At 44.6% G+C, this 20612-nt stretch carries 19 protein-coding genes; 5 read left to right on the top strand and 14 right to left on the bottom strand.

The window, feature by feature from the left end:
• Window positions 1-136: 136 nt before the first annotated feature.
• Complete coding sequence (locus tag A3EU_RS0100410; RefSeq protein ID WP_026211154.1) at window positions 137-1600, top strand: hypothetical protein; 1464 nt, start codon at window positions 137-139, stop codon at window positions 1598-1600.
• A 181-nt stretch (window positions 1601-1781) separates the two neighbouring features.
• On the opposite strand, the gene A3EU_RS0100405 is transcribed toward A3EU_RS0100410, so the two are convergent.
• From A3EU_RS0100405 to A3EU_RS0100385, 5 genes are all read right to left on the bottom strand, one after another.
• Window positions 1782-2498 carry an outer membrane beta-barrel protein gene (locus tag A3EU_RS0100405; protein ID WP_020534136.1) on the bottom strand — a complete coding sequence of 239 codons (717 nt, stop codon included), beginning with the start codon at window positions 2496-2498 and terminating at the stop codon, window positions 1782-1784.
• Between the two features lie 142 nt (window positions 2499-2640).
• On the bottom strand, window positions 2641-3237 hold the full coding sequence (locus tag A3EU_RS28895; protein ID WP_020534135.1) for a DUF5683 domain-containing protein: 597 nt from the start codon (window positions 3235-3237) through the stop codon (window positions 2641-2643).
• Window positions 3238-3241: 4 nt separating this feature from the next.
• Complete coding sequence (locus tag A3EU_RS0100395) at window positions 3242-4195, bottom strand: ParB/RepB/Spo0J family partition protein (RefSeq protein ID WP_020534134.1); 954 nt, start codon at window positions 4193-4195, stop codon at window positions 3242-3244.
• A 56-nt stretch (window positions 4196-4251) separates the two neighbouring features.
• A complete protein-coding gene (locus A3EU_RS0100390; protein WP_020534133.1) occupies window positions 4252-5028 on the bottom strand; it encodes a ParA family protein in 777 nt (258 codons plus the stop codon).
• Between the two features lie 103 nt (window positions 5029-5131).
• Entirely contained in the window at window positions 5132-5812 is a 681-nt protein-coding gene (locus tag A3EU_RS0100385) for a metal-dependent hydrolase (RefSeq protein ID WP_020534132.1), read from the bottom strand.
• A 110-nt stretch (window positions 5813-5922) separates the two neighbouring features.
• Here A3EU_RS0100385 and A3EU_RS28890 point away from each other — a divergent pair, with 110 nt between their 5' ends.
• On the top strand, window positions 5923-6492 hold the full coding sequence (locus A3EU_RS28890) for an NADPH-dependent FMN reductase (protein WP_020534131.1): 570 nt from the start codon (window positions 5923-5925) through the stop codon (window positions 6490-6492).
• A gap of 94 nt (window positions 6493-6586) precedes the next feature.
• On the opposite strand, the gene A3EU_RS28885 is transcribed toward A3EU_RS28890, so the two are convergent.
• Window positions 6587-7513 (bottom strand): hypothetical protein, encoded by a 927-nt coding sequence (locus A3EU_RS28885; protein WP_020534130.1) that lies wholly within the window; start codon window positions 7511-7513, stop codon window positions 6587-6589.
• An 84-nt stretch (window positions 7514-7597) separates the two neighbouring features.
• Window positions 7598-8692 carry a vWA domain-containing protein gene (locus tag A3EU_RS0100370; RefSeq protein ID WP_020534129.1) on the bottom strand — a complete coding sequence of 365 codons (1095 nt, stop codon included), beginning with the start codon at window positions 8690-8692 and terminating at the stop codon, window positions 7598-7600.
• 332 nt (window positions 8693-9024) lie between these two features.
• Between A3EU_RS0100370 and A3EU_RS0100365 the strand changes: the two genes are divergently transcribed.
• Both A3EU_RS0100365 and A3EU_RS0100360 read left to right on the top strand, forming a co-directional pair.
• The gene (locus A3EU_RS0100365) at window positions 9025-10119 is read left to right on the top strand and encodes a glycosyltransferase family 4 protein (RefSeq protein ID WP_169433304.1); all 1095 of its coding nucleotides are present in this window, start codon (window positions 9025-9027) and stop codon (window positions 10117-10119) included.
• Window positions 10120-10225: 106 nt separating this feature from the next.
• Window positions 10226-10756, top strand: a complete 531-nt coding sequence (locus tag A3EU_RS0100360; protein ID WP_020534127.1) for a hypothetical protein — start codon at window positions 10226-10228, stop codon at window positions 10754-10756.
• A gap of 401 nt (window positions 10757-11157) precedes the next feature.
• Here A3EU_RS0100360 and A3EU_RS0100355 read toward each other — a convergent pair whose 3' ends face one another.
• From A3EU_RS0100355 to A3EU_RS34920, 5 genes are all read right to left on the bottom strand, one after another.
• Window positions 11158-12591 (bottom strand): MFS transporter, encoded by a 1434-nt coding sequence (locus A3EU_RS0100355; protein ID WP_020534126.1) that lies wholly within the window; start codon window positions 12589-12591, stop codon window positions 11158-11160.
• Between the two features lie 58 nt (window positions 12592-12649).
• The gene (locus A3EU_RS0100350) at window positions 12650-14068 is read right to left on the bottom strand and encodes a sugar transferase (RefSeq protein ID WP_020534125.1); all 1419 of its coding nucleotides are present in this window, start codon (window positions 14066-14068) and stop codon (window positions 12650-12652) included.
• 46 nt (window positions 14069-14114) lie between these two features.
• Window positions 14115-14987, bottom strand: coding sequence for a hypothetical protein (locus tag A3EU_RS0100345; protein ID WP_020534124.1), 873 nt, complete (start codon window positions 14985-14987; stop codon window positions 14115-14117).
• Between the two features lie 9 nt (window positions 14988-14996).
• Window positions 14997-15992, bottom strand: a complete 996-nt coding sequence (locus tag A3EU_RS0100340; protein ID WP_020534123.1) for a Gfo/Idh/MocA family protein — start codon at window positions 15990-15992, stop codon at window positions 14997-14999.
• Window positions 15993-16161: 169 nt separating this feature from the next.
• Complete coding sequence (locus tag A3EU_RS34920) at window positions 16162-16314, bottom strand: hypothetical protein (RefSeq protein WP_245569318.1); 153 nt, start codon at window positions 16312-16314, stop codon at window positions 16162-16164.
• Window positions 16315-17091: 777 nt separating this feature from the next.
• Between A3EU_RS34920 and A3EU_RS0100330 the strand changes: the two genes are divergently transcribed.
• Window positions 17092-17682 carry a PNPOx family protein gene (locus A3EU_RS0100330; protein WP_020534121.1) on the top strand — a complete coding sequence of 197 codons (591 nt, stop codon included), beginning with the start codon at window positions 17092-17094 and terminating at the stop codon, window positions 17680-17682.
• Window positions 17683-17844: 162 nt separating this feature from the next.
• Here the strand turns inward: A3EU_RS0100330 and A3EU_RS0100325 are convergent, their stop codons facing one another.
• Together A3EU_RS0100325 and A3EU_RS0100320 are read right to left on the bottom strand one after the other, a co-directional pair.
• Window positions 17845-18807 carry a S1C family serine protease gene (locus tag A3EU_RS0100325; RefSeq protein ID WP_425412632.1) on the bottom strand — a complete coding sequence of 321 codons (963 nt, stop codon included), beginning with the start codon at window positions 18805-18807 and terminating at the stop codon, window positions 17845-17847.
• Between the two features lie 379 nt (window positions 18808-19186).
• Complete coding sequence (locus tag A3EU_RS0100320; RefSeq protein WP_020534119.1) at window positions 19187-20467, bottom strand: hypothetical protein; 1281 nt, start codon at window positions 20465-20467, stop codon at window positions 19187-19189.
• Window positions 20468-20612 lie beyond the last annotated feature (145 nt).

Here is a 20612-nt window from a genome sequence, read left to right as displayed (position 1 = left end):
GTGACAATACAAATGTGCTGTTTGTATAAGGTAATTTTTAGTATTTTGTATTCCTGTTTTTGATAAAAAACGTCAATTTATTTATTGTAATCTATTGATTTTTAATGGTTAATGATCTTTTTTTATTGAGAAAAATATGCACAATCATCATTTGCTAAACGTTTTAAAAACCTTTTCACGTAAAGAGATGACCCGCTTTACGGAGTTTTCGCTGTCTCCTTACCATCATAAGCACGAAGCAACGCAAGCATTGGTGAGCTATTTGGATAAATGTTTTCCGGAGTTTCCTCAACGTCTTTGTGATCGGAAAATGATCTGGAAGAAGCTTTTTCCCAAGGATGATTTCGATCAATCGAAGGTAGCGCTTCTGTTTACATACGCATGGCGGCTTTGTGAAAATTTCTTGATTGAGGAGCAACTCGCTAAGAACCAGCAAAGGGAGCAATGGTTACTGATCGCTTTGCGCGAACGCCGGCAGTGGGCCATTTACGAGCGACAGCTTAAAAAGAGCAAAAAGGCATTGAATAATACCAGCCATAGAGATACCGATTATTACCGTCAGGTGATGGCTCTGGCCGAAGAAGCGAACGAGTTTTATACGGTATGGGAGCCGCGTGCTCAGGACCAGAGTCTGGTAGAGAAAGAGCATGCGCTAGATCAATACTATGTTTTAGAAAAATTGCGGGACGCGGTACAGTTACAAATGCGCCGGCAGATTTTGCAAGATGATTATTCGGCCCGTCTTTTGGAAGGGGTATTGGAAGAACTCCGCCTCAATCCCGAAGCATACAGTAAAGCCCCTGCGGTACAAGTGTACTATCAACTGTATCAAATGATAGATCAGCCCTCCTTGAGTGCTTACCAGGCGGCCCTGATGATTTTTCAACAAAATGAAAGTAGGTTTCAAACGCACGAGCTTACCGCTATTTATAATTATTTGCAAAACTTTTGCATTGCGCGAATTAATCGCAACGAACTGCCCTTTCTTCGCGAGTTGTTCGGCCTGTACAATGCCCAGTTGGCAAGAGAGCTTCTCCACGAAGGTGGTTACTTAATTGAATGGCATTACAAGAATATAGTCACCGCTGCCCTTCGACTAGGCGAACTGGAATGGGTAGACCATTTTATTGAGACGCAAAAGGAAGCTTTGGCTCCTGCCTCGGCGGAAAACGCCTATCGGTTTAATAAAGCCGCCTATTGCCACGCAGTAGGAGAGTTCGGTAAGGTATTGGAGTTACTCACGCAGGTTGAATACAGTGATCTGCGATATAACCTTGGTGCTAAGGCCCTGTTGTTACGCACCTATTACGAGCTGGATGAATTTGAGGCCCTGCACGCATTGGTGGAATCTTTCCGGCAGTACCTTCAGCGCAATCGCTTGCTGGCCGACTCTCGGCGTAGCGGGTACTACCATCTTTTTCGACTCACCCGCCGCTTGGCTAAGTTACGCGCACAGTATTCTTATATGGATATTGATCAGGCCGTTCAGCGCCTGGCCAAAATTAAAGAGGATATGAAACAAACTGATTCCATTTTCAACCGCGCTTGGTTGGAACGCAAGTTGGAAGAGTTGGAGCAAAGTCGGAGTAGGGTAGGTTGATAGTTAGATCGTTGTTGGTTTGATGGTTCAGGCTTCTCATGGTCAAAAATGACTTTATTTCGGTATAGGTTCTGTAAGGGAAGGCAGGATGCGCGCGCTCGTTTTGGCTTAACCATCGAACTATCCAACAAACAAACCAGTAAAACCCTTTAAAGAATTTCAGATTTTCAACCATCAACCATCAAAAAAACTCCAATTCCCGATCAAATCTTACCGTCGCCCTTAGGCCAAACTGATAGAGGTTTCGGTTGAGCAAAGAATCTCGGTAGATACCAGCGAGCCATAGCCGGAAGGTAGGGGCAATGCTGAACAACATATTTTGGGATAACTTATGCTCCCAGCCCATAGAGGTTTGAAAGCAATAGTTGACTTTTCGAAAATCTTCGCTATCAATAGTATTGACTTCTCTTGCGCTGGATTCTCCGTTAAAACGGGTGATAATATCCTGATTGCTGAGGTTATAACTCAGGCCACTACCCAATGAAAAGAAGAAGTCGTCTTTTTCGGAGAGGTTTTGATAGAATAGGACGGAGAAAGGAATCTCAATGTTTTGAGCGCGGAAGCTGTATTGTTCATCGTCAAAATTGGCTCGATTGGGGTCGTTGAACGCTATAGCGGTTCGTTTACCTCTGTAGCCTGTTTGACTGTAGTTTAAGCCTACTTGCACGCCGGCTTTTTTGCCTCTGTAACTCAGTACAATTCCCCCGGCGTAGGATGGACGGGCAAATTCGCTGATTTCCAATGAATCAGCCTGACCTATCATATTGAGGTCCAAGTTTACAATCCGGCGATGAGAATAATTAGGAAAAAGATTAACACCAATGCCTGAATAGCGTTGTGCCAACAGGGAAGAAAAGCCTAATAAAAAAGTCAGTAAGAGAAGTGGTAAGCGCGTCATTTTGGGGATGTTTAAGTTAACAATGCACTACTAAGACAAGGTGATATAGGAAATTGCTGCACGGAACCTCCTGAATTCCGCGTCTGCCAATTGACAGAAGAAATTATTAAGGAGTTACAAAACCGAGAAAGAAAACGAATAATCAGAAAGAATATTGGACTTGCAGCACCACGTTTGGGCTTTGGCCTACGCCAGCTGGAATGATCACCGGCATCACTTGCCATTGGCTCAAATCCTCATCCATATCAAAATTGCGCAAGTGGGTATCCACGTATGCTTCTACTCCCTGAAGTAGATAAACGGCCAAAAGCATAAAATAATTGGTCTGCCGGGATTTGTTAAAATTATCTCTAAATACCAATAGCCTGCTGGCATCATAACCTCGGCTAGAGAATTCGTGTTCCTCGCCTGCGAGTTCTAATTGATAGGCATCTCTGAAACGCTGGTAGTTGCTTTGGTTAAAATCCAATACCGCAAAAACACCGGAGAAGGCACTAAATACCAGTGGCACCTTCCACCAACGGCGGTTATAAATTTGCCCACCGCCAGGTACTATCGACCACATCAGTGCAGTGCGAGGTACATAGACTCTTGGTTCTTGGATGGTTAATGCCAGGTCTACCTCCCTGGCAAGGCTTTGGTTAGCAGTTGGTAAACTGTCCACTTCTTGCGACAAACCGGAAAACTGCTGCCCCAGGAGACAAAGGAGAACCCAACAGTATTTTTTCCAATGCGGCATAAGTCTACTGCTCTACACACTTAAATAAATCCGTCAGTTGGTCGTGGTCGTCAAAAGGGATAACTACATGTCCTTTGCCGGTTTCTTTGTCCTCTAGTTGAATCTTGATTTTACCACTGCCAAAAAAGGCTTTGAAGTCTTGCAGAATCTTGTCGTATTCTGCCTGATGCTTATTGGCAACCTTTACTTCTGTTTTCTTAACGGCCTTTTTAGGCTTCTGGTACGCCTTAACTTGTGCTTCTGTTTGCCGAACCGACCATTTCTTATTGATCAGTTCTTTAAGGAAGTCCGCTTGTAAGAGGATGTCTAACCCTGCAATTGCTTTTGCATGCCCCATAGAAACTTGTTCCTTGCGGAGTGAATCCTGTACGCTAATATGCAAATTGAGTAGCCGCAGGTAGTTGGTGATGGTGGTTCTTTTCTTGCCTACGCGTTCGGCAAGGAGCTCGTCGGTAAGCTCACATTCCTGCTTTAGTCGGTTGTAAGAGTTGGCAATTTCCAAAGGGTTAAGGTCTTCCCGTTGGATATTTTCGATGATGGCCATCTCCAGTAGCGTCTGGTCATTGGCAACGCGAATGTAGGCAGGTACCTCCTTTAGGCCGGCCAACTTCGATGCTCTCCAACGGCGTTCTCCAGAAATGATCTGATAGCGCTTAGGTTCCAGGTAACGCACCGTAAGCGGCTGGATGATACCGTGGATTTTTATACTATCAGATAATTCACTTAGAGCTTCTTCGTCAAACTCGTAGCGAGGCTGATCAGGGTTTCGTTCAATGTGAGCGAGGGGAATTAGCGCAAACTTCTTGGCCAGTTCCCGAACTACTTCTGCCGGGTTTTCTGCAATAGCCTTATCTACTTCCGCCTTTTTAGCACGGCTGGTACCTCCTCCTCCAAAGAGTGCGTCAATACCTGATCCTAATTGTTGTTTCGAAGCTTTTGATCCTAATTTCTTTGCCATACTAAAGGGCTTACCGGTTTATTCATGTTAATCAAAGGAACAATGAGAGAGTGAACTTACACGAGTACGTCATTATTCTTACGTAAAAACTCTTGGGCCAAATTCAAAAAGTTGACCGCACCACGGCTACTGGCATTGATGAGTACAATAGGCATGTGCATATTAGGAGCTTCGCCAATACGGGCATTACGGTGGATGATGGTGTCATAGACCTGTTCTCCAAAAATCTCTTTTACCTTATCTACCACCAGGTTAGCCAGCCGCAAGCGGCTGTCGTACATACTCATGAGAATACCTTCCAGCTGTATATCCGGATTGAAGTTTTCCTTCACCAGATTAATACTGTTTTGCAGCTTTGAAAGCCCTTCCAGTGCAAAAAACTCACACTGCACAGGCACCAAAACAGAGTCAGCAGCAGTAAGCGCATTGATAGTAACGATGCCCAAGGAGGGCAAGCAATCAATGAATACGTAATCGTAATCGTCCTTCACTTTGTCTACAACACCTTTCAAGACAAAAGAACGGTCTTCGTAACCAGCCAATTCCAACTCCGCGCCTACCAAGTTGATGTGCGATGGCATCAAGTGTAGATTCGGTGTATCGGTTTCGTAAATGGCGTCGTGTGGCTCCAGGTTATTGATGAGACAGTCGTAAAGCGAGGTGTCTACATCTTCTTCCAAAGCACCCACGCCTGAAGAGGCGTTGGCCTGCGGGTCCGCATCAATAAGGAGTACCTTCTTTTCCAAAATTGCCAGACTGGCAGCAAGGTTAATAGCAGTAGTCGTTTTACCGACTCCTCCTTTCTGATTGGCAATAGCAATGACTTTTCCCATAAAGCGAAATGGAGATTAAAAAACTGTAAATGGTTAAAAAAGGTATCCTGTAAGCTGTTTTGAAATCGGAAAGAACGAGGTAACAGTCTGTCAAGGTAGACTATTATATCTCTATGCTCTCTCCAATCGACAGCAAAATTAACTCTTTTCCGCTATCCGCAAAAGCCTTTTTTGCCGCAACCGTATCGATTTCGATATATCCGAACGTATCATAGTGAATTCCAATGACTTTATCGACCTGCGCAAACTCGGCTGCAAGCACAGCATCTTCATAGCCCATGGTGAAATTATCGCCAATCGGCAGCAGCGCAAAATCTAGTTTCGGGCAGGTCATCGGAATTAATTTCATATCCATGGTCAACGCAGTATCTCCGGCATTGTAGAAGCAGCCCTCTTCATTCCACACCACAAAACCTCCTGGCTGTCCGCCATAAGAACCATCCTGGAAACTGCTGGTATGCACCGCATTAACATACTTGGCTGTGCCAAACTCAAAGCTGGCTTTGCCACCATGATTCATCGGGTGGTGAGCAATGCCTTTAGCACCATAATGATTGGTAATTTCATAGTTGCTGATCACCTTACTGCCACAGCGAGCAGCAATAGCCCTTGTATCAGCTACATGGTCGATGTGCGCGTGGGTCAACAGGATGAAGTCGGCATGGATATCATCCACATTTATATGCGACGCTTTTTCATTGGGAGAAATAAAAGGATCAAAGAGTATAGTCTTTCCTTTGGTTTCAACTGCCACACAGGCGTGTCCGTAATAGGTTACTTTCATTGATGAAATATGTTTTTGTAAATTTAGAGCTTGTGCTGCCACTTGCAAGCCAAAAGTGCAACCTTTTGGTCTAGCCAATGTTAAGCTGTAAATAAATTTAAGCAAAGTTAATGATTACGGTCATCTCCGGAACAAATCGCAAAGGTAGCAGGTGTAGGGCCTTTGCTCATAAATATTACGAATTTTTATCTGAATTGGTAGGGAAAGAAGAAGTTCGTTTCCTTGCTTTGGAAGATATTCCCCAAACTTGGTTGTCTTCTGCAATGTACGAAGAAGGAGGGCAACATCAGGATTTGGCCAAAATTCAAGACGAATATATCCTACCCGCGGATGGCTTTGTATTCATCAGTCCCGAGTACAATGGTAGCTTCCCTGGTGTATTGAAACTGTTTATTGATGCCTGTTCCGTTCGGAATTATGCCCGCAATTTCAAAGGTAAAAAAGCGGCCTTGGTAGGCGTAGCCACTGGCCGTGCAGGTAATCTAAGAGGTATGAGCCACCTTGCAGGAGTTCTCCATTATTTGGGCGCAACAACTTTGCCCAACCAACTCCCGATCTCCAGCATCGCCCAATTGATGAACCCTGCCGGCGAGGTCACCCACGAAGATACCTTGACTGTAATGAAAATGCACACCCAAGAGTTCGCCCAATTTGTCGGCGCTTCAGATATGGCAGGATAGATCACCATTAACCAACAACCATCTAACAATCAACCACCTAACAAACTAACCATCAACTCTTTCACCCTTACACTTTTTAAACCCTTACACCAAACTACCCCCCATTCCCAATCAAATCCTTCCCTTTTCGGCCATTTAACACCGGGCTCGGACGGGGAGCTTCATCAAGAATTTGATCAAATACTTTTTCTACGTATTCCCATTTGCCATTGTTTAGGCGATAAGCCTCATAAGTGCCGTCTGGGATTTGTACCGGCCCTTCACCGTATTCTCCGCCAATCATAGTCAGGTGATCAAACATCAGCAAATCCAACGCTGGGTCATAGTTGCAGCGTACACTGGCGGCAGCAGAATATTCCAGTAGCAGCCTGTTCTTTTGGCTAAAGCTGCCGTCGTTTTCTTGTTTTACAAACACGGGAGCGCCAAATACAGGCTTCCCATCCACAAAACGCAAGACATCCACAACTTTTCGTTTGCGGAAAAATTCATAGCCATCATAGCCGAAAAGTAAATGGTAGGTTTCGTCGCCGTAAGCAACCGTATGTAGGTTGTAATAAACGGTGCCGTACCAGCGATCTGGACTCAAGGCCGCAGCATCCAGGTCTTCTTCCATCTCAAAGGAGCGATCCACCAAGGGGAAGAGCTTCAGCTCATCACTGTTTATCTGTATTGCCCCAAAATAGCGGTAAGTATCTTTATCAACATAGAGCTGCCAAGTGAAAATCCGGAAAGTACTATCCGCCGGATATTGGATAGACACACTGTTGAGCTGATCAAAAGGGTAGGAGAAGCTCCCCGGCTTTTTAAGCGCCTTTACCAATGTTGGAATGAAAGCTCTGACGGCTAGAAAACGATTTTCTTCAAGTGAATCGTTCACAAAAGCATAAGCCAGCAAGCCCAGGGTGTCCTCTACGGCGTTTACATACTTGGTGTCCTCAGCGTTTAGGCGATTTTGGCCCCACAGTGTATTGGTTGAGCTACCCAGGGTGAGTAGCAGCAGTGTAAATAGTACGTATTTCAATTCTTACAGATTTTCCGGTCGAGTTATTCAGCAACCCATTCCCAATAACGGAAAAACAGATCAAAGATTGCCTGCAATATCGCGCTACCGCTTCTTCTTGTTGTTCTTGTAATCCCGGAAGATAAATTCGCCCAAACCTTTCAGGCTACTAAAGAATGCCTTGCCATTGTTGGCTTTCGTAAACTGCTCCACAAATTCCACCAGATAGGGGTCGCGGGCAATCATAAAGGTAGTCACAGGTACATTCACTTTGCGCAAGCGTGCAGCCAGGTTCAGCGTCCGGTTTACAATTTTACGATCCAGCCCAAAACTGTTTTGGTAGTACTTCTTTCCTCGCTTCAGGCAGGTCGGTTTCCCGTCCGTAATCATAAATATCTGCTTGTTAGGGTTGCGCCTGCGCCGGAGGATGTCCATTGCCAGCTCCAGGCCAGCAACGGTATTGGTATGGTAAGGCCCTACCTGCAAATAGGGGAGGTCCTTGATCTTAATCGGCCACGCATCATTACCAAACACGATAATGTCCAGCGTATCCTTCGGAAACCGCGTCGTAATGTATTCACTCAGCGCCATGGCTACCTTCTTGGCGGGCGTTATCCTATCTTCACCATACAGAATCATCGAGTGCGAAATATCAATCATTAGCACCGTACTCATCTGGCTTTGGTAGTGGGTTTCCCTCACTTCTAAATCGTCGTTAGTCAGCCTGAAGTCATCAATGCCGTGGTTGATATGTGCATTGCGCAGGCTTTCACTAATAGCTATCTGATCCAGCGGATCGCCAAATTCGTAGGGCCGCAACTCCGAGGTAGGCTCGTCACCACCACCGCCATAGCGGGTATTGTGATTACCGCGTTTGGTCTTCTTAATATCACCAAAAATATCAGTCAGCGCTTTCTTTCTTAGCTCTAATTCCAACTTTGCAGAAGGCACAAAATTGGGGTTCTGCGAATCCTGGGGCTGAATATAGCCCTTGTCTATCAAGTCCTGAATAAAGTCCGCCATCCCGTAGTCCTCATTGGTGAGATTATGCTCCTTATCCAGCTGCGTCAGCCACGATAGCGACTCCGCCACATCTCCAGAGGTATACACAATCAACTCCTGAAACAGCTTCAGCAACTGATCAAAAAGGCTCCCTTCTTCCTCACCGGGCACAAAATGCTTAAATCTCCATCCAATCATCACTACCGTTATTTCGCGGGTTATTTTTATATGGGCGCATCCCCTGTGGGGTCGCTCCCTTCCAGGGTTCACTGCGTTCCGTCCTGCGGTCCCCTTGCTTCGCGCGGGCCTTCCAGGCAGCTTGCGCGGGCATACCCTTTATGGCACCTGACCACTACAACAAAAACACCCCTCGCTTGGTTGCTACCTGTCGGGTAAAAAAGGTAAATTCACGAATTTGCCTTTACCTGAGAGGCTCCCGTTCGGCGTAGATTGTATCCACGTCTTTACCTAAAAAATAAAACCTTGGCACCTTTAGTGGTTCAAAATCCCCGCCGATGTATCTTCGCCCTATGTCCAGTATAATTTGTACCGTCACCAATGACCTCAGCCAGGATCAACGTATGATTCGTATTTGCAGTACGCTGCAAGCTGCGGGGCATCGGGTCACACTGGTGGGGCGACGCTTGCCTCATTCCCGCCCATTAGTAAATCATCCTTTTCAGCAGCATCGCCTACGTTGTTGGTTCCATACGGGCAAACTCTTTTACCTCGAGTACAATCTTCGCTTACTGTATTACCTCTACCAGCAGCGGGCAGAGATCATCAATGCCGTCGACCTCGACACCTTGTTACCTTCTTATCTTATCAGCCGTCTCCAAAGGGGCGTTTGTGTTTATGATGCGCACGAGTATTTTACGGAAGTCCCCGAAGTCGTTCGCCGCCCCAAGGTGCAGCGGCTTTGGTCGGCCTTGGCGGATTGGATCATCCCTTCCCTCCAACATGCCTATACCGTTGCACCAGCATTGGCCGAATTAATGACAGAACGTTACGGGACCTCGTTTAAGGTGGTACGCAACGTGCCCTATCGCCAATCGGCCTTACATAACCAGATTATTCCTGATAAAAAAATCATCTTCTACCAGGGAATGCTCAATGAAGGCCGTGGCCTCGAAGCGGCCATCTTGGCAATGAAGCAACTACCACCAACGCTTGTCCTCCACATCGCTGGTTCTGGTGATCTGGAGCAAAAACTTCACCAGTTGGTCGTTGATCATCAACTCGAAGACCGCGTCCACTTCCTTGGTTTTGTGCTTCCTGCAGAATTGCCCGCTCTTACGGAAAAGGCTTGGTTGGGCCTCAATCTACTCGAAAATACAGGCTTGAGCTATTATTACTCTCTGGCCAACAAGACCTTCGACTATATCCAGTCAGGTGTACCAGCTTTGCACATGGACTTTCCGGAATACCGGGCCCTGCACGATCAGTACGATACCTTTGAGTTGCTCGCCGACTTGGAGGTCAATACAATTGCTTCTGCGATCCAGGGGCTCGTCGATACTCCCGACCGCTACGCTCAGCTTCAACAAAATAACTTGGAGGCAGCAAAATACCTGACTTGGGAAGAGGAAGAAAAGAAGCTTTTGGCTATTTATGAGAAGCTGTAGAAAAGAAGGATTGATTTTTTTTAAAAATTTTCTCTCTGATGATTACCTTTTTTAACTAAGCACAATTAAGGGTAAACAATCTTACACTTTACAAAAATCCTTTTTTATGAAATTTTCATTTTATGCGCTCTTGATGGTCGGTCTTTTTTCTTTCTCTTCTTGTGATAAGGACGACCCGGAAGTAAAATTAGACGATGAGGCAATTGTAGGCACCTGGAACCTTACCGCCTACGACGCTGATGCCGATGTAGGGATTGGCTTTGCTGGCGTTTTTGAAACAACTAAGTCGGTATCGACAATCAGCAACAGTACCGTCACCGTTACCTTTGATGCTACAGGAAACTGGACTTCTACCGGAGATTACACTCTGACAACCACGGTAGATGGTGAAACAGAAACGGAAGAAGTCACCGGTGGTATTGGCAGCGGCACATATACCGTTGTAGATGGTCGCTTAACCATGAGTGATATTGATGCTGGTGATGAAAACGATGTGGAAACTATCGAGTTTGATACCAGCTACTCTCCTGATACCAAAATCGATTTGGTGGCCAATGTCAAAGAGTCCGGTTCTGATCCCGTCTTCGGTCTCGATTTCGAGATTGACTTGATGCTGGATATGACTTTGGAGAAATAATCAGTTTCTCTATTCTCCGATAGGGAAGGCCTGAAAGCCAAAATCACTCCTAGAAGATCTGATAGTTATTGACTTGGCCTCGCTATGGAGTTCATAATGCGCTACTGTATCTATTGAGATACAGTGGCGCATTGTTTTTTTTAAATCCCATTGGTGGTTTAAATTCGCCAATGTTGGGTAAATCTGTGAACTTACCTTGTCAAAATTCCCTTCCCTTATAACCCCCTATATTTCCTGATATGGTTGAAAAATATTGGTGCTCTTTGGTGGTTCAAATATCCCTTCATCGGGTAAATTCGTGAATTTCCCCTAGCCGGCCCCTCTTAAATGCCCTTATAATCCCTTATATGGTTGAAAAATCTTGGTGCTCTTTGGTGGTTCAAGTGATAAGGTGAATGAATTTACCTTATAGATACCTCTTCCTCGTTTTCTTTTACCAAACTCCAGGCCAGGGTACTCACGCCAAGGCATACGGCACAAATCAGGAAGGTCAGACTCTTGTCGTCAGCTTCTTTGAGGAATTCACCAATACCGAGGCTGGCTACCAACTGTGGCAAGACCACCGATAGGTTGAATAGCCCCATGTAGAGGCCCATTTTTTTAGCTTCGACCTTTTGCGACATGATCGCAAAGACCAAGCTAATCGTCGCCGCCCAACCAATACCGATGACGACCATCAAGAGGTAAATCATATTGGCACTGGTGCCTATCAGCCATAAACCCAGGTAGCCAATCGTCATGATTCCAACACAGATTAAATGAGTGCGGACACGACCAATTCTCCGAGTCAAAGGCTCCAGCAGAAAGGCCGGGAGGAGTGCTGCGATGCCATTGAGTACCAGAAAAGAGATGTCAATTACTCGCCCAACACCGTCGTTGTCTAAATCCGGTAAGCGGTATTGCAAAAAGGCAAACATATAGATAAACATGGTCTGCACACCAATCCAGGTAAAGCTATGAGCAGCTAGTACTTTTTGAAAACCAATCCGGCTGGCAACTGCCAATGGCTTGCCTTCCTCTTTTTGCAACAAGGTCTGAATAATCAGAAAAGCGGTAAGACCAACACACAAGTATTCTACGTAATAATTATTGATTTCCCACTCAAAAATTCTGACAGGAATGCGGTACAATGCATAGATAAGGAAGCCCCACAACGGTCGAATAGCCATCAAGCTTTCCAACCAGCCACCGCTTTCTTTTTCTTCATCGGCTTCTTCCTCAAAATCACGAGGCTCTTCGATGAAGAAAGGAGGAATTACGGTAAACAATAACACCAGGCCTGCGCCAATATAGATCAACCAGTATTTGTCTAAAACAGCACCAATGACGTATGCCATCATTCCGAAGGTGCCCGATATGGTTTGCATATAAGTAAACCCTTTGGTGCGTTCGGCACCCTCCGGCGTGACATCGGCAATGATAGAACGAGTCGGGTTGAAGCCAACATTGATGGATAGATCCAACGCCAGCGCAACCGCAATAGCTACCCCCAGAATACCTTCTAAACCAAGGCTACTGGAAATGATCTCGAGATTGGGAAGCGCCAATAAACTTAAGGCCGCAAGTATTCCACCAATGACAATAAATGGCCGTCGCCGACCACCCCAAAACCATACCCGATCACTGAGCACACCAAAAATAATTTGTCCAAAAATACCGGCAATAGGCCCTGCTGCCCACACCAATCCGATTTCGTCAATAGCCAGTTCATACTTGGTGCTCAATAGCCAGCTCAATGCTGATATCTGTACCGAGAGGGCAAAACCCAGTGCAGTGGAAGGTAGGCTAAGGATGCCGTAGAAAAAATTACTTAGTCGCTTTTGGATAGGTAGCATGAAGGGCGAATTTGTTTAGTACGCAATAGGTCACCCAAGAAAAGCATTTTTTGGAAAACTACTTACCTTTTCCTTGTAAGAGCACAAGAAGTGTGTAAAACATAATCTTAAAATCGAGCGCCAGCGACATGTTTTCGATATAGAGGATGTCAAATTTTAGTCGTTGGACCATTTGGTCCACATTGCTGGCGTAGCCGTATTTGACTTGCCCCCAGGAGGTAATTCCTGGTCTAACTTTCAGCAAATGCTTGTAATGTGGGGCCTTGGCTACGATGAGGTCTATATAATACTGACGTTCGGGCCTCGGGCCTACCAGCGACATATCTCCTTTGAGCACATTCCAAAACTGAGGTAATTCATCTAGTCTCCACTTGCGCATAACTGCTCCCCAAGGAGTACAGCGATTATCGCCGTCAAAACTCAGTTGTGGGCCCTGGTACTCCGCATCCGTAGGCATAGACCGGAACTTGTAGATCATGAAAGGCTGTTTGTTGAGTCCTATTCTTTCTTGTTGATAAATAATAGGGCCTTTTGAAGATAGCCGAACACGGAGGGCTACATAAGCATAAACGGGTGCTAAAAGTACCAGCATGACAGCAGAAGCACAGATGTCAATACCTCGTTTGATGAGTCGTTGCCATCGGGGCATGAGTTCCCTACTTATCTCAATGAGCACCGCACCGTAAACGTGATTCATCTTTACAGTACCCAATAATATGTCATACATGTCAGGGATAATCTTTACCAGGATATTGCGATCCAGATCAAAGAGGATATTCATCATTTCCCGAAGTCGGTTGTGCTCCGAGGTCTCAATGGCGATGATGACTTCTTCGATGGTGTATTCCTGGATAACCGCAGCTAGATCTTCGATCTTGCCTAGTGCAGTCAGGTTCTCGGCCAGTTCGTTGGTGCTATTTCCGTTAGCATCGATGAAGCCAACAAAATGATATCCGAGGCTCTTCTCCTGATTGATAATTTCCTGATAGAGTTCTACTGCATTCTGGTTGCCGCCTATGATAAGTGTGTTGAACTTGACTTTGCCTGCCTTTAATTTCCAACTGGCACGGGTGAGTAGTACCATTCGAACTACTGCAGTAAAAGTAAAATGAAGAAAAAACAAGGTCAGGAAAGAGGAATAGTAGGTTTTATAGTTAGTGACAAAATCGTCCAGGATTAAGGTGAAAAAGAGAAAAAGAACCCCGAAAAAACTTAGAAAAAGCGTTCTGGCTAGTGTTGCTAATCTGGAAAGGCGATAAACATCCTGGTATTGATCAAAAATGGCATAAAAGGAAATCCAACCTAATGGAATTAGCAGACAGCCAAGAATGAAATTCTGATCATTCAAAACTTCCCAACCTAAGTGAACACCTTCTAGCTGTTTTCGATAAAAGAAAAAGCAAGCCCAGGCTAGCAACGCGGTTAAGTAGTCGGCTATGCGGTAAATAAAAGTGTCTATTGTACGCTGTCTATTCATATCGTACGCTACGGGGTATGACCGAAGCCAAACTCACCTTCTTGGGTTAAAAATGCACAAGTTTAATATTATCTAATAGAATCGTAGAAGAATCTGGACTTTCCTCCAGTAGGAAAGCTTGAAAACCAACCTGGTATTCGTCAAATTCGGTGTTAAATAAAAGCTGACTCAGGTTGAAGTAAATCTTGTTCCATTCGTTTTTTGCCGAAAAACCAGGGTCATAAAAACGCAGTGGGCCGGCAATTGGATCAGGGTCACCAACAAAACCCCAAACTACTGGAGCATCGGATTTATAGTTAACTTCCAGGTATACATATACGCCTCCTTCCTGCAAGCCGCTAAAGAGGCCGGACGTGGCAATTTCGACTACCGGACTATATTCACGGGAAAGGGCAAAACGGCCAGAGTAATTGCCTTCAAATACATCGTCTTGAGTTCTTTCTAACTCGGTATTTCCAGCAATAAGATCTGTAAATATACGAGGACGGTTATCTTCAAAATCTTCGATGAAGGCAAATTTGGCCTCGCTGAGGTAGCTGGTCGAAGGATTGATTACAGCTGTTTCATTGGCTTTGAGGTCAAGCGTTACCTTGTAAGGTTCATAAAAGGGATAGATATCAGGAAAAGAAGCAATGCCATTGTCTCTGATACCTGCTTCTAATCGAATTTCGGTTGGGCCTGCCTTGAGTACAGGGACGAGGGCGGGAAGGTCATACATTCCGAGGAAGGTACCATCCACAAAAACCCAAACCTCGGTAATTAATTCATCATCGGAACCTTGGGTACCTGGTTGGGTCGTCAGGGTGAAATCGTTGATTTCAAGATAGGCGGGAACTTCCTCCTCAGGGTTGATCAGGTCACAAGTTGTAAGACTAAAAACAAGGGAGAGAAGCCCAAGTAGTTTCCAAAGATTTTTCATAATCAGTAATTAGTTAAGCGCATTGTTTTGCAAGCTTTCCTCAATGGCTGCTGTAATTTGATAAGCTAATGCTAAGGCGCGATAGCCATCTTCTCCATTCACTTTGGGGCGTGAATCGTTGAGTATACTTTCGGCAAAAGTTTCCAGCTCTAATCTAATGGAGTTGACGGGCTCGATGTCCGGCATATCCATGTGTATCGTTTTCTGCCCGCTATTGGTCTGCAATTCAAATTGTTGCCCACTTTCAGGCACGGTTTCCTGATCATCATAAAGACGGATCAGTTGCGCTTGCTTTTCCAATAAATCTAAACTGATATAAGCGTCTTTTTGGAAAAAACGGACTTTACGCATTTGCTTTAGGGAGATTCTACTAGCCGTTAGGTTGGCAATACATCCATTCTCAAAAGCAATTCGAGCATTGGCAATATCAACGGTTTCGCTGACTACCGCTACACCACTGGCATGAACCTCTGCTACCTCACTGTCTACAAGACTGAGGATAATGTCTAGATCGTGAATCATCAAATCAAGAACTACAGAAACGTCGGTACCACGAGGGTTGAAAACTGCCAATCGGTGAGCCTCAATAAACATAGGAGCAACTGGGGTATCTCCGAGTGCCAATAAGGCTGGGTTGAAACGTTCAACGTGACCTACTTGTATTTTTACCCCTTTTTCTTTTGCTAAATTGACCAAAGCTTTGGCTTCGTCAAGTTTATGGGTAATGGGCTTTTCAATAAATAGATGCTTGCCTGCCTCTATAACTTGTTTCGCCAGCGCGTAGTGAGTAGTGGTAGGGGTGACGATGTCTACAACATCTACGGCAGCAATAAGTGCCGCCACATCCGGGAAAGCTTTGGTCTGATAAGTTTCGGCTACTTGTTTCGCCACAGTAGGGTCAGGGTCGTAAAAGCCAACCAATTCATAGGTAGTAGCTGCCAAGCCAATACATTTCAAATGAATCTTTCCCAGGTGCCCGGTTCCCAAAACGCCAATTTTCAACATGAGTACTGCTTGAAGTAATAGAGATATGCTCTTTCCTTAGTTAAACGTAAATACTTACAGACAGCTGCTTGGTTTGTTGAGAAATGTAAGGTGTAAGACGATAGTTATCCTTGGTACGACAAATAAGGAGCTGAAAACAAGTGGCTGCAAAAGTAGGGAAAATTAGTTGCTATCCACGGCCGTAATACATGAGAATGGCACCAAACATAGTGATCAGTACCAACAGGACGGTGGCCATCTTGATGGAGTAGCGCAAATGGTTAGCAAAAGTCTGTATCTCGGTGGTGAGGTGGGGATACTGAGGAAGTATCTCTTCTTTCATTTTTTGATTACTGAAAACGTGGCTAGCTCCAAATTCAACGCGGTTTTGTACCAAGACTCTGTAAGATTTCATCACTTTTACTCTAAAGTAAATGTTGACGAAGAGCATAGCTACAAAAAGTCCTATGACAAGTGAGATTAATAATATATACATTCTTTTTCGCCAAAGGTAATAAGTAAGGGAGTTCGCAAAAAGTTTGCTACGTCTTTTGCGTATATTATTTATTCCCTCAGCCTTTATAACAAAAAAGAGGAGCTGTTGTAGCTCCTCCTAAAAACACCTAAAACCCATATTCATATCATGAAAACCTTCTAACTCGTGAGATGGGTAAAAGGGAGGAGCAAAAGAATGCTCCTCCTAAAAACACCTAAAACCCATATTCAATTCTTAAATATCTTTGAAGCGTTCATGAGGGGGCGGTGAAAAGGGAGGAGGTAACCTCCTCCTTAAAAACACCTAAAACCCATATTCATATCATGAAAACCTTCTAGTCATTGTGCATAGTGTGCGCACTTTAGCGCTGCTTTTGAAACGATATTGTTTCCGTATTGTTCGATGTTCAGACGCTGATTGTAAAAAAGGTCACAACAAAGACTAACCTAGAACTTATTTTTAACACTTTTTAACAAATCTAGCTCAAAGGACTGTTAATCAGTTTCTTGTATATGTGAATTTTTATTTTGGTAGAATAGTTTAACACCTATTAAAAATTCACTATACACGTTAGACGAAAAATTTTACCTTTTTTTTCAAAAGGGTAAGAAAAAATAAAATTTTATGGAAATTTTTAATGACTTACCTGCGGTCTGGACATATTCCTGGCAGCAATTGGAGGAAGCCTCACAGGAGAACAATCATCCATGGCGACTTCCGGTTATCGCGAATTTAACAGGGAGTCAAGTAAGTCAGCGCACAGTAGTTTTGCGTAAGGTGAGCCAGAAAGAACGACACCTTAGGTTTTATACAGACCTTAGGTCAGCAAAAATAAGTCAAAAAGATGAAAGGTTGAGGTTTTCTTGGCTTTTTTATAACACAGTTAGCCAAATTCAACTACGTATCCAATCTGAAGGAGTGGTAGTGTCTGTTGAGGAAGCGGATCGTATATGGAGAGGGTTACCCGTTTATGCTCGTTCGACTTATGCGTCCATAAAACCACCTGGGACGATTATTACTCGACCTAAGGATGCTTTGCCTGCTGGTTTTTTCACTATGAGTTCAATACAAACGGATGCTGCCCGTGCTAATTTTATGGCAATTGATAACCAGGTTAAAGAACTTGAATTTCTTCAGCTCCATCGGGAAGGGCATCGACGAGCCCGATTTGTTTGGACAGATGGTCAGTGGGAAAGCAACTGGCTGGTTCCTTAGGGGCAAACATGACTCATCTCGAATTTTGATTGTCATCAAATCCGTGTTGATCAACCGCATAACTTAGAGCTAAAAACCAAACCCCATGATTTCACTAATAGAAATCATGGGGTTTGTTACAAATAGCCATGTTGTTATATTGATGGCGAAATTACGTTACATCTATTGTTCAGCGGAAGCTTTTAACTTTAGTGTAACTGCTACTTCACGCTCATCTCGTTTTACCCGGATGTTTACCTGGTCGCCAGCTTGGTATTTTTCGAGAGCAAGATAAAGGTCACTATTGGTGGTAATAGGATCATTGTTTACAGCAATGATTATGTCTCCTAAAATAATGTTACCGTTGTTATCTGCTTTGGTACCANCAAGCCCCGCAGTTTCAGCCGGGCTGTCTTTAACTACGTTGAGCACTACTGCACCAGAAATATTTCGTAAAGGACGCGTTAGTTCTACGCCAATTAGAGGTCTATTAACTTCTCCGTATTGGATTAAATCGGGAATAACCCAATTGACGACATCCACAGGAATGGAAAACCCAATACCAGCTGATGCCCCGGAAGGACTATAAATGGCAGTGTTAACACCAATCAATTCACCCGAAGAATTGAGTAATGGCCCTCCTGAATTTCCAGGATTGATCGCTGCGTCCGACTGAATAACATCCCTGATGGGAATACCTGCAACAGATTTGATTTCCCTGCCTAAAGCACTTACAACACCTGTCGTCAGCGTTTGGTCTAAGCCAAAAGGGTTACCGATTGCATAGACATTTTGCCCTACCCGTAGGTTCATGGAGGTCCCTACCGGGATTGGCGTGAGCTCGTTACTAGGAATATTTATTTTTAAAACAGCAAGGTCTTTTTCAGGAGCTTGCCCAACTTTAGTAGCCTGGTACGTTTTACCATTGCTGAGCATAACAGTGGCTTTGTCAGCATTCTGGATAACATGGTAGTTGGTGACGATATGGCCATCTTTATCCCATACAAAGCCAGAACCAGAACCACTGGGTATTTCTTCTACATTGCGGCTGTAATAATTGCGGCGTAAAGTAGAAGTGGTGATAAAGCAAACAGAAGGAGCAGCTTGTTCAAACAAGCGAATAGTATGCTGCTCTTGGGGTGTCATGCCTAAAGGAACCGTCGATGCTGCTGGTGTAAGGGAATGGTCGTCGACAGGAGCTGTGTTTTCATTCTTGACCAACAGCGCACTTTTTTCTTCTTCTGGAGTGGTTTCAGCGACTTGCTGCTTCATGAGCAACATGCCTCCCAAGAAACTAACTACGGCTAAAAGAACCCAACGTAATGTACGCATAGTAATTTTTGTTTTTTGATGATATATAAAAGTGTTCACTAAGGCTCGCGGTTGTGTTTATTCCGACGAAAGGTCGGAATAAACGGCGGTGTTTGCTGCGCTCACGACGCAGCGAGCATCACCGCGATTTCGATTTATCGGAAGAGCACGCCCCCGCGAGAAACGAGCACCCCCGTGAGCGCAGCGAACAGCCCTATGTCTTCCGCTCTTTTTTCTTTGCTGCAGGGAACAGAATATTATTCAAAATCAATCGGTAACCGGGGCTATTGGGGTGTAAGTTTAGATCCGTTTCGGGATCATTGACATAGTGCCGATAATCTTCTGGATCGTGTCCACCATAGAAAGTCCAAAACCCTTTGCCAAAATTGTTATGAATATATCGTGTTTCTCCTGATGGTTTGTTTTCTCCGAGGATAAGGACGTCTGATTTCAGGTATCGGTTGTAAAAGGCAGTGGTTTGTCCCATAAATCCTTTTACGGTGCGGGTGTGATTTTGCGTGAGCATAGTCGGCACAGGATCCCATTTAGCTGAAAAGTCAAACAGTGTGAAATAGTCCTGTTGAGGGTTGACATTGCGTTTGGTGCCGCTATCAATCGAGGAAAATTCATACTCCAGGGGGTCGCGGGTCAGGGAGAAATTCTCAAAGGCAAAAGTTTGACTAAAGTCGAGTTTCTGCTGTGCTGTTGGGTCAGCAGGGTCGCCGTCATACATAGGGGCACAAATATCGAGGCCAGCTGCTGCTAGTGCAATGTCATAAGAATCGGTTGCGGAGCACATGGCAAACATAAAACCTCCGCCAAAAACGTATTCCCGAATTTGCCGAATGACGGAAAGCTTCAGTTGAGAAACTTTGGCGAAACCATTCTCGGCAGCCAACGACTCTTGATAGCTTACCATTTCCCGATACCAGGGTTGGTTGTGATACCCCCGGTAAAAACGCCCATATTGGCCCGTGAAATCTTCATGGTGCAGGTGCAGCCAATCATATTCTACAAGCTTGTTATTGAGTACATCGGTGTCATAAATTACATCGTAGGGGATTTCTGCATAGGTCAACACAAGGGTTACAGCATCATCCCAAGGTTGTATTTTTCCTCCTGTACGGAAATTGACATCAGGAGTATAAACCGCTATTTTTGGCGCTTTTTCAAGCTTCATCGCATCCATGTTGGCTTCGGGGTCGGCAATTTCAGCCAGGATGCTATTGAATTTTCCGTCGGGAATGATTTCGAAGCTAATATCTCTGGTCAGGCACTCCCGTTCGAAAACCCTGGTGTGGGGAAATGCAAAAGAGCCTCCCCGGTAATTGAGCAGCCACCAAGCTTCAATCTCATTCTCCAGAATGAAGTAAGCCATCCCGTAAGCTTTCAGGTGATTACGTTGTTCTTCATCCATAGGGATGATCATATAAGCAGCCCTCATCTGAATGGCAGCTAAAAGGAAAAGAGAAAGAAATAGTATTCTACGCATCATTTGCTTGTTATTTGCTGTTTAATTAACGCACTATATACAAAAATGGATATGATAAACCTTAGTTAAAAGCGGAAAGCTACTGTTGGTTTAACAATCTGTTGACAAAAGTGGGGCATTTGTCGTGTTGATTTTTCAATACAGACGA

This window comes from Lewinella cohaerens DSM 23179, assembly GCF_000379805.1.
Taxonomy (GTDB): Bacteria; Bacteroidota; Bacteroidia; order Chitinophagales; family Saprospiraceae; genus Lewinella; species Lewinella cohaerens.
Note: the sequence above shows the minus strand (reverse complement) of the source record. Positions and strands in the feature narration are given on the sequence as shown.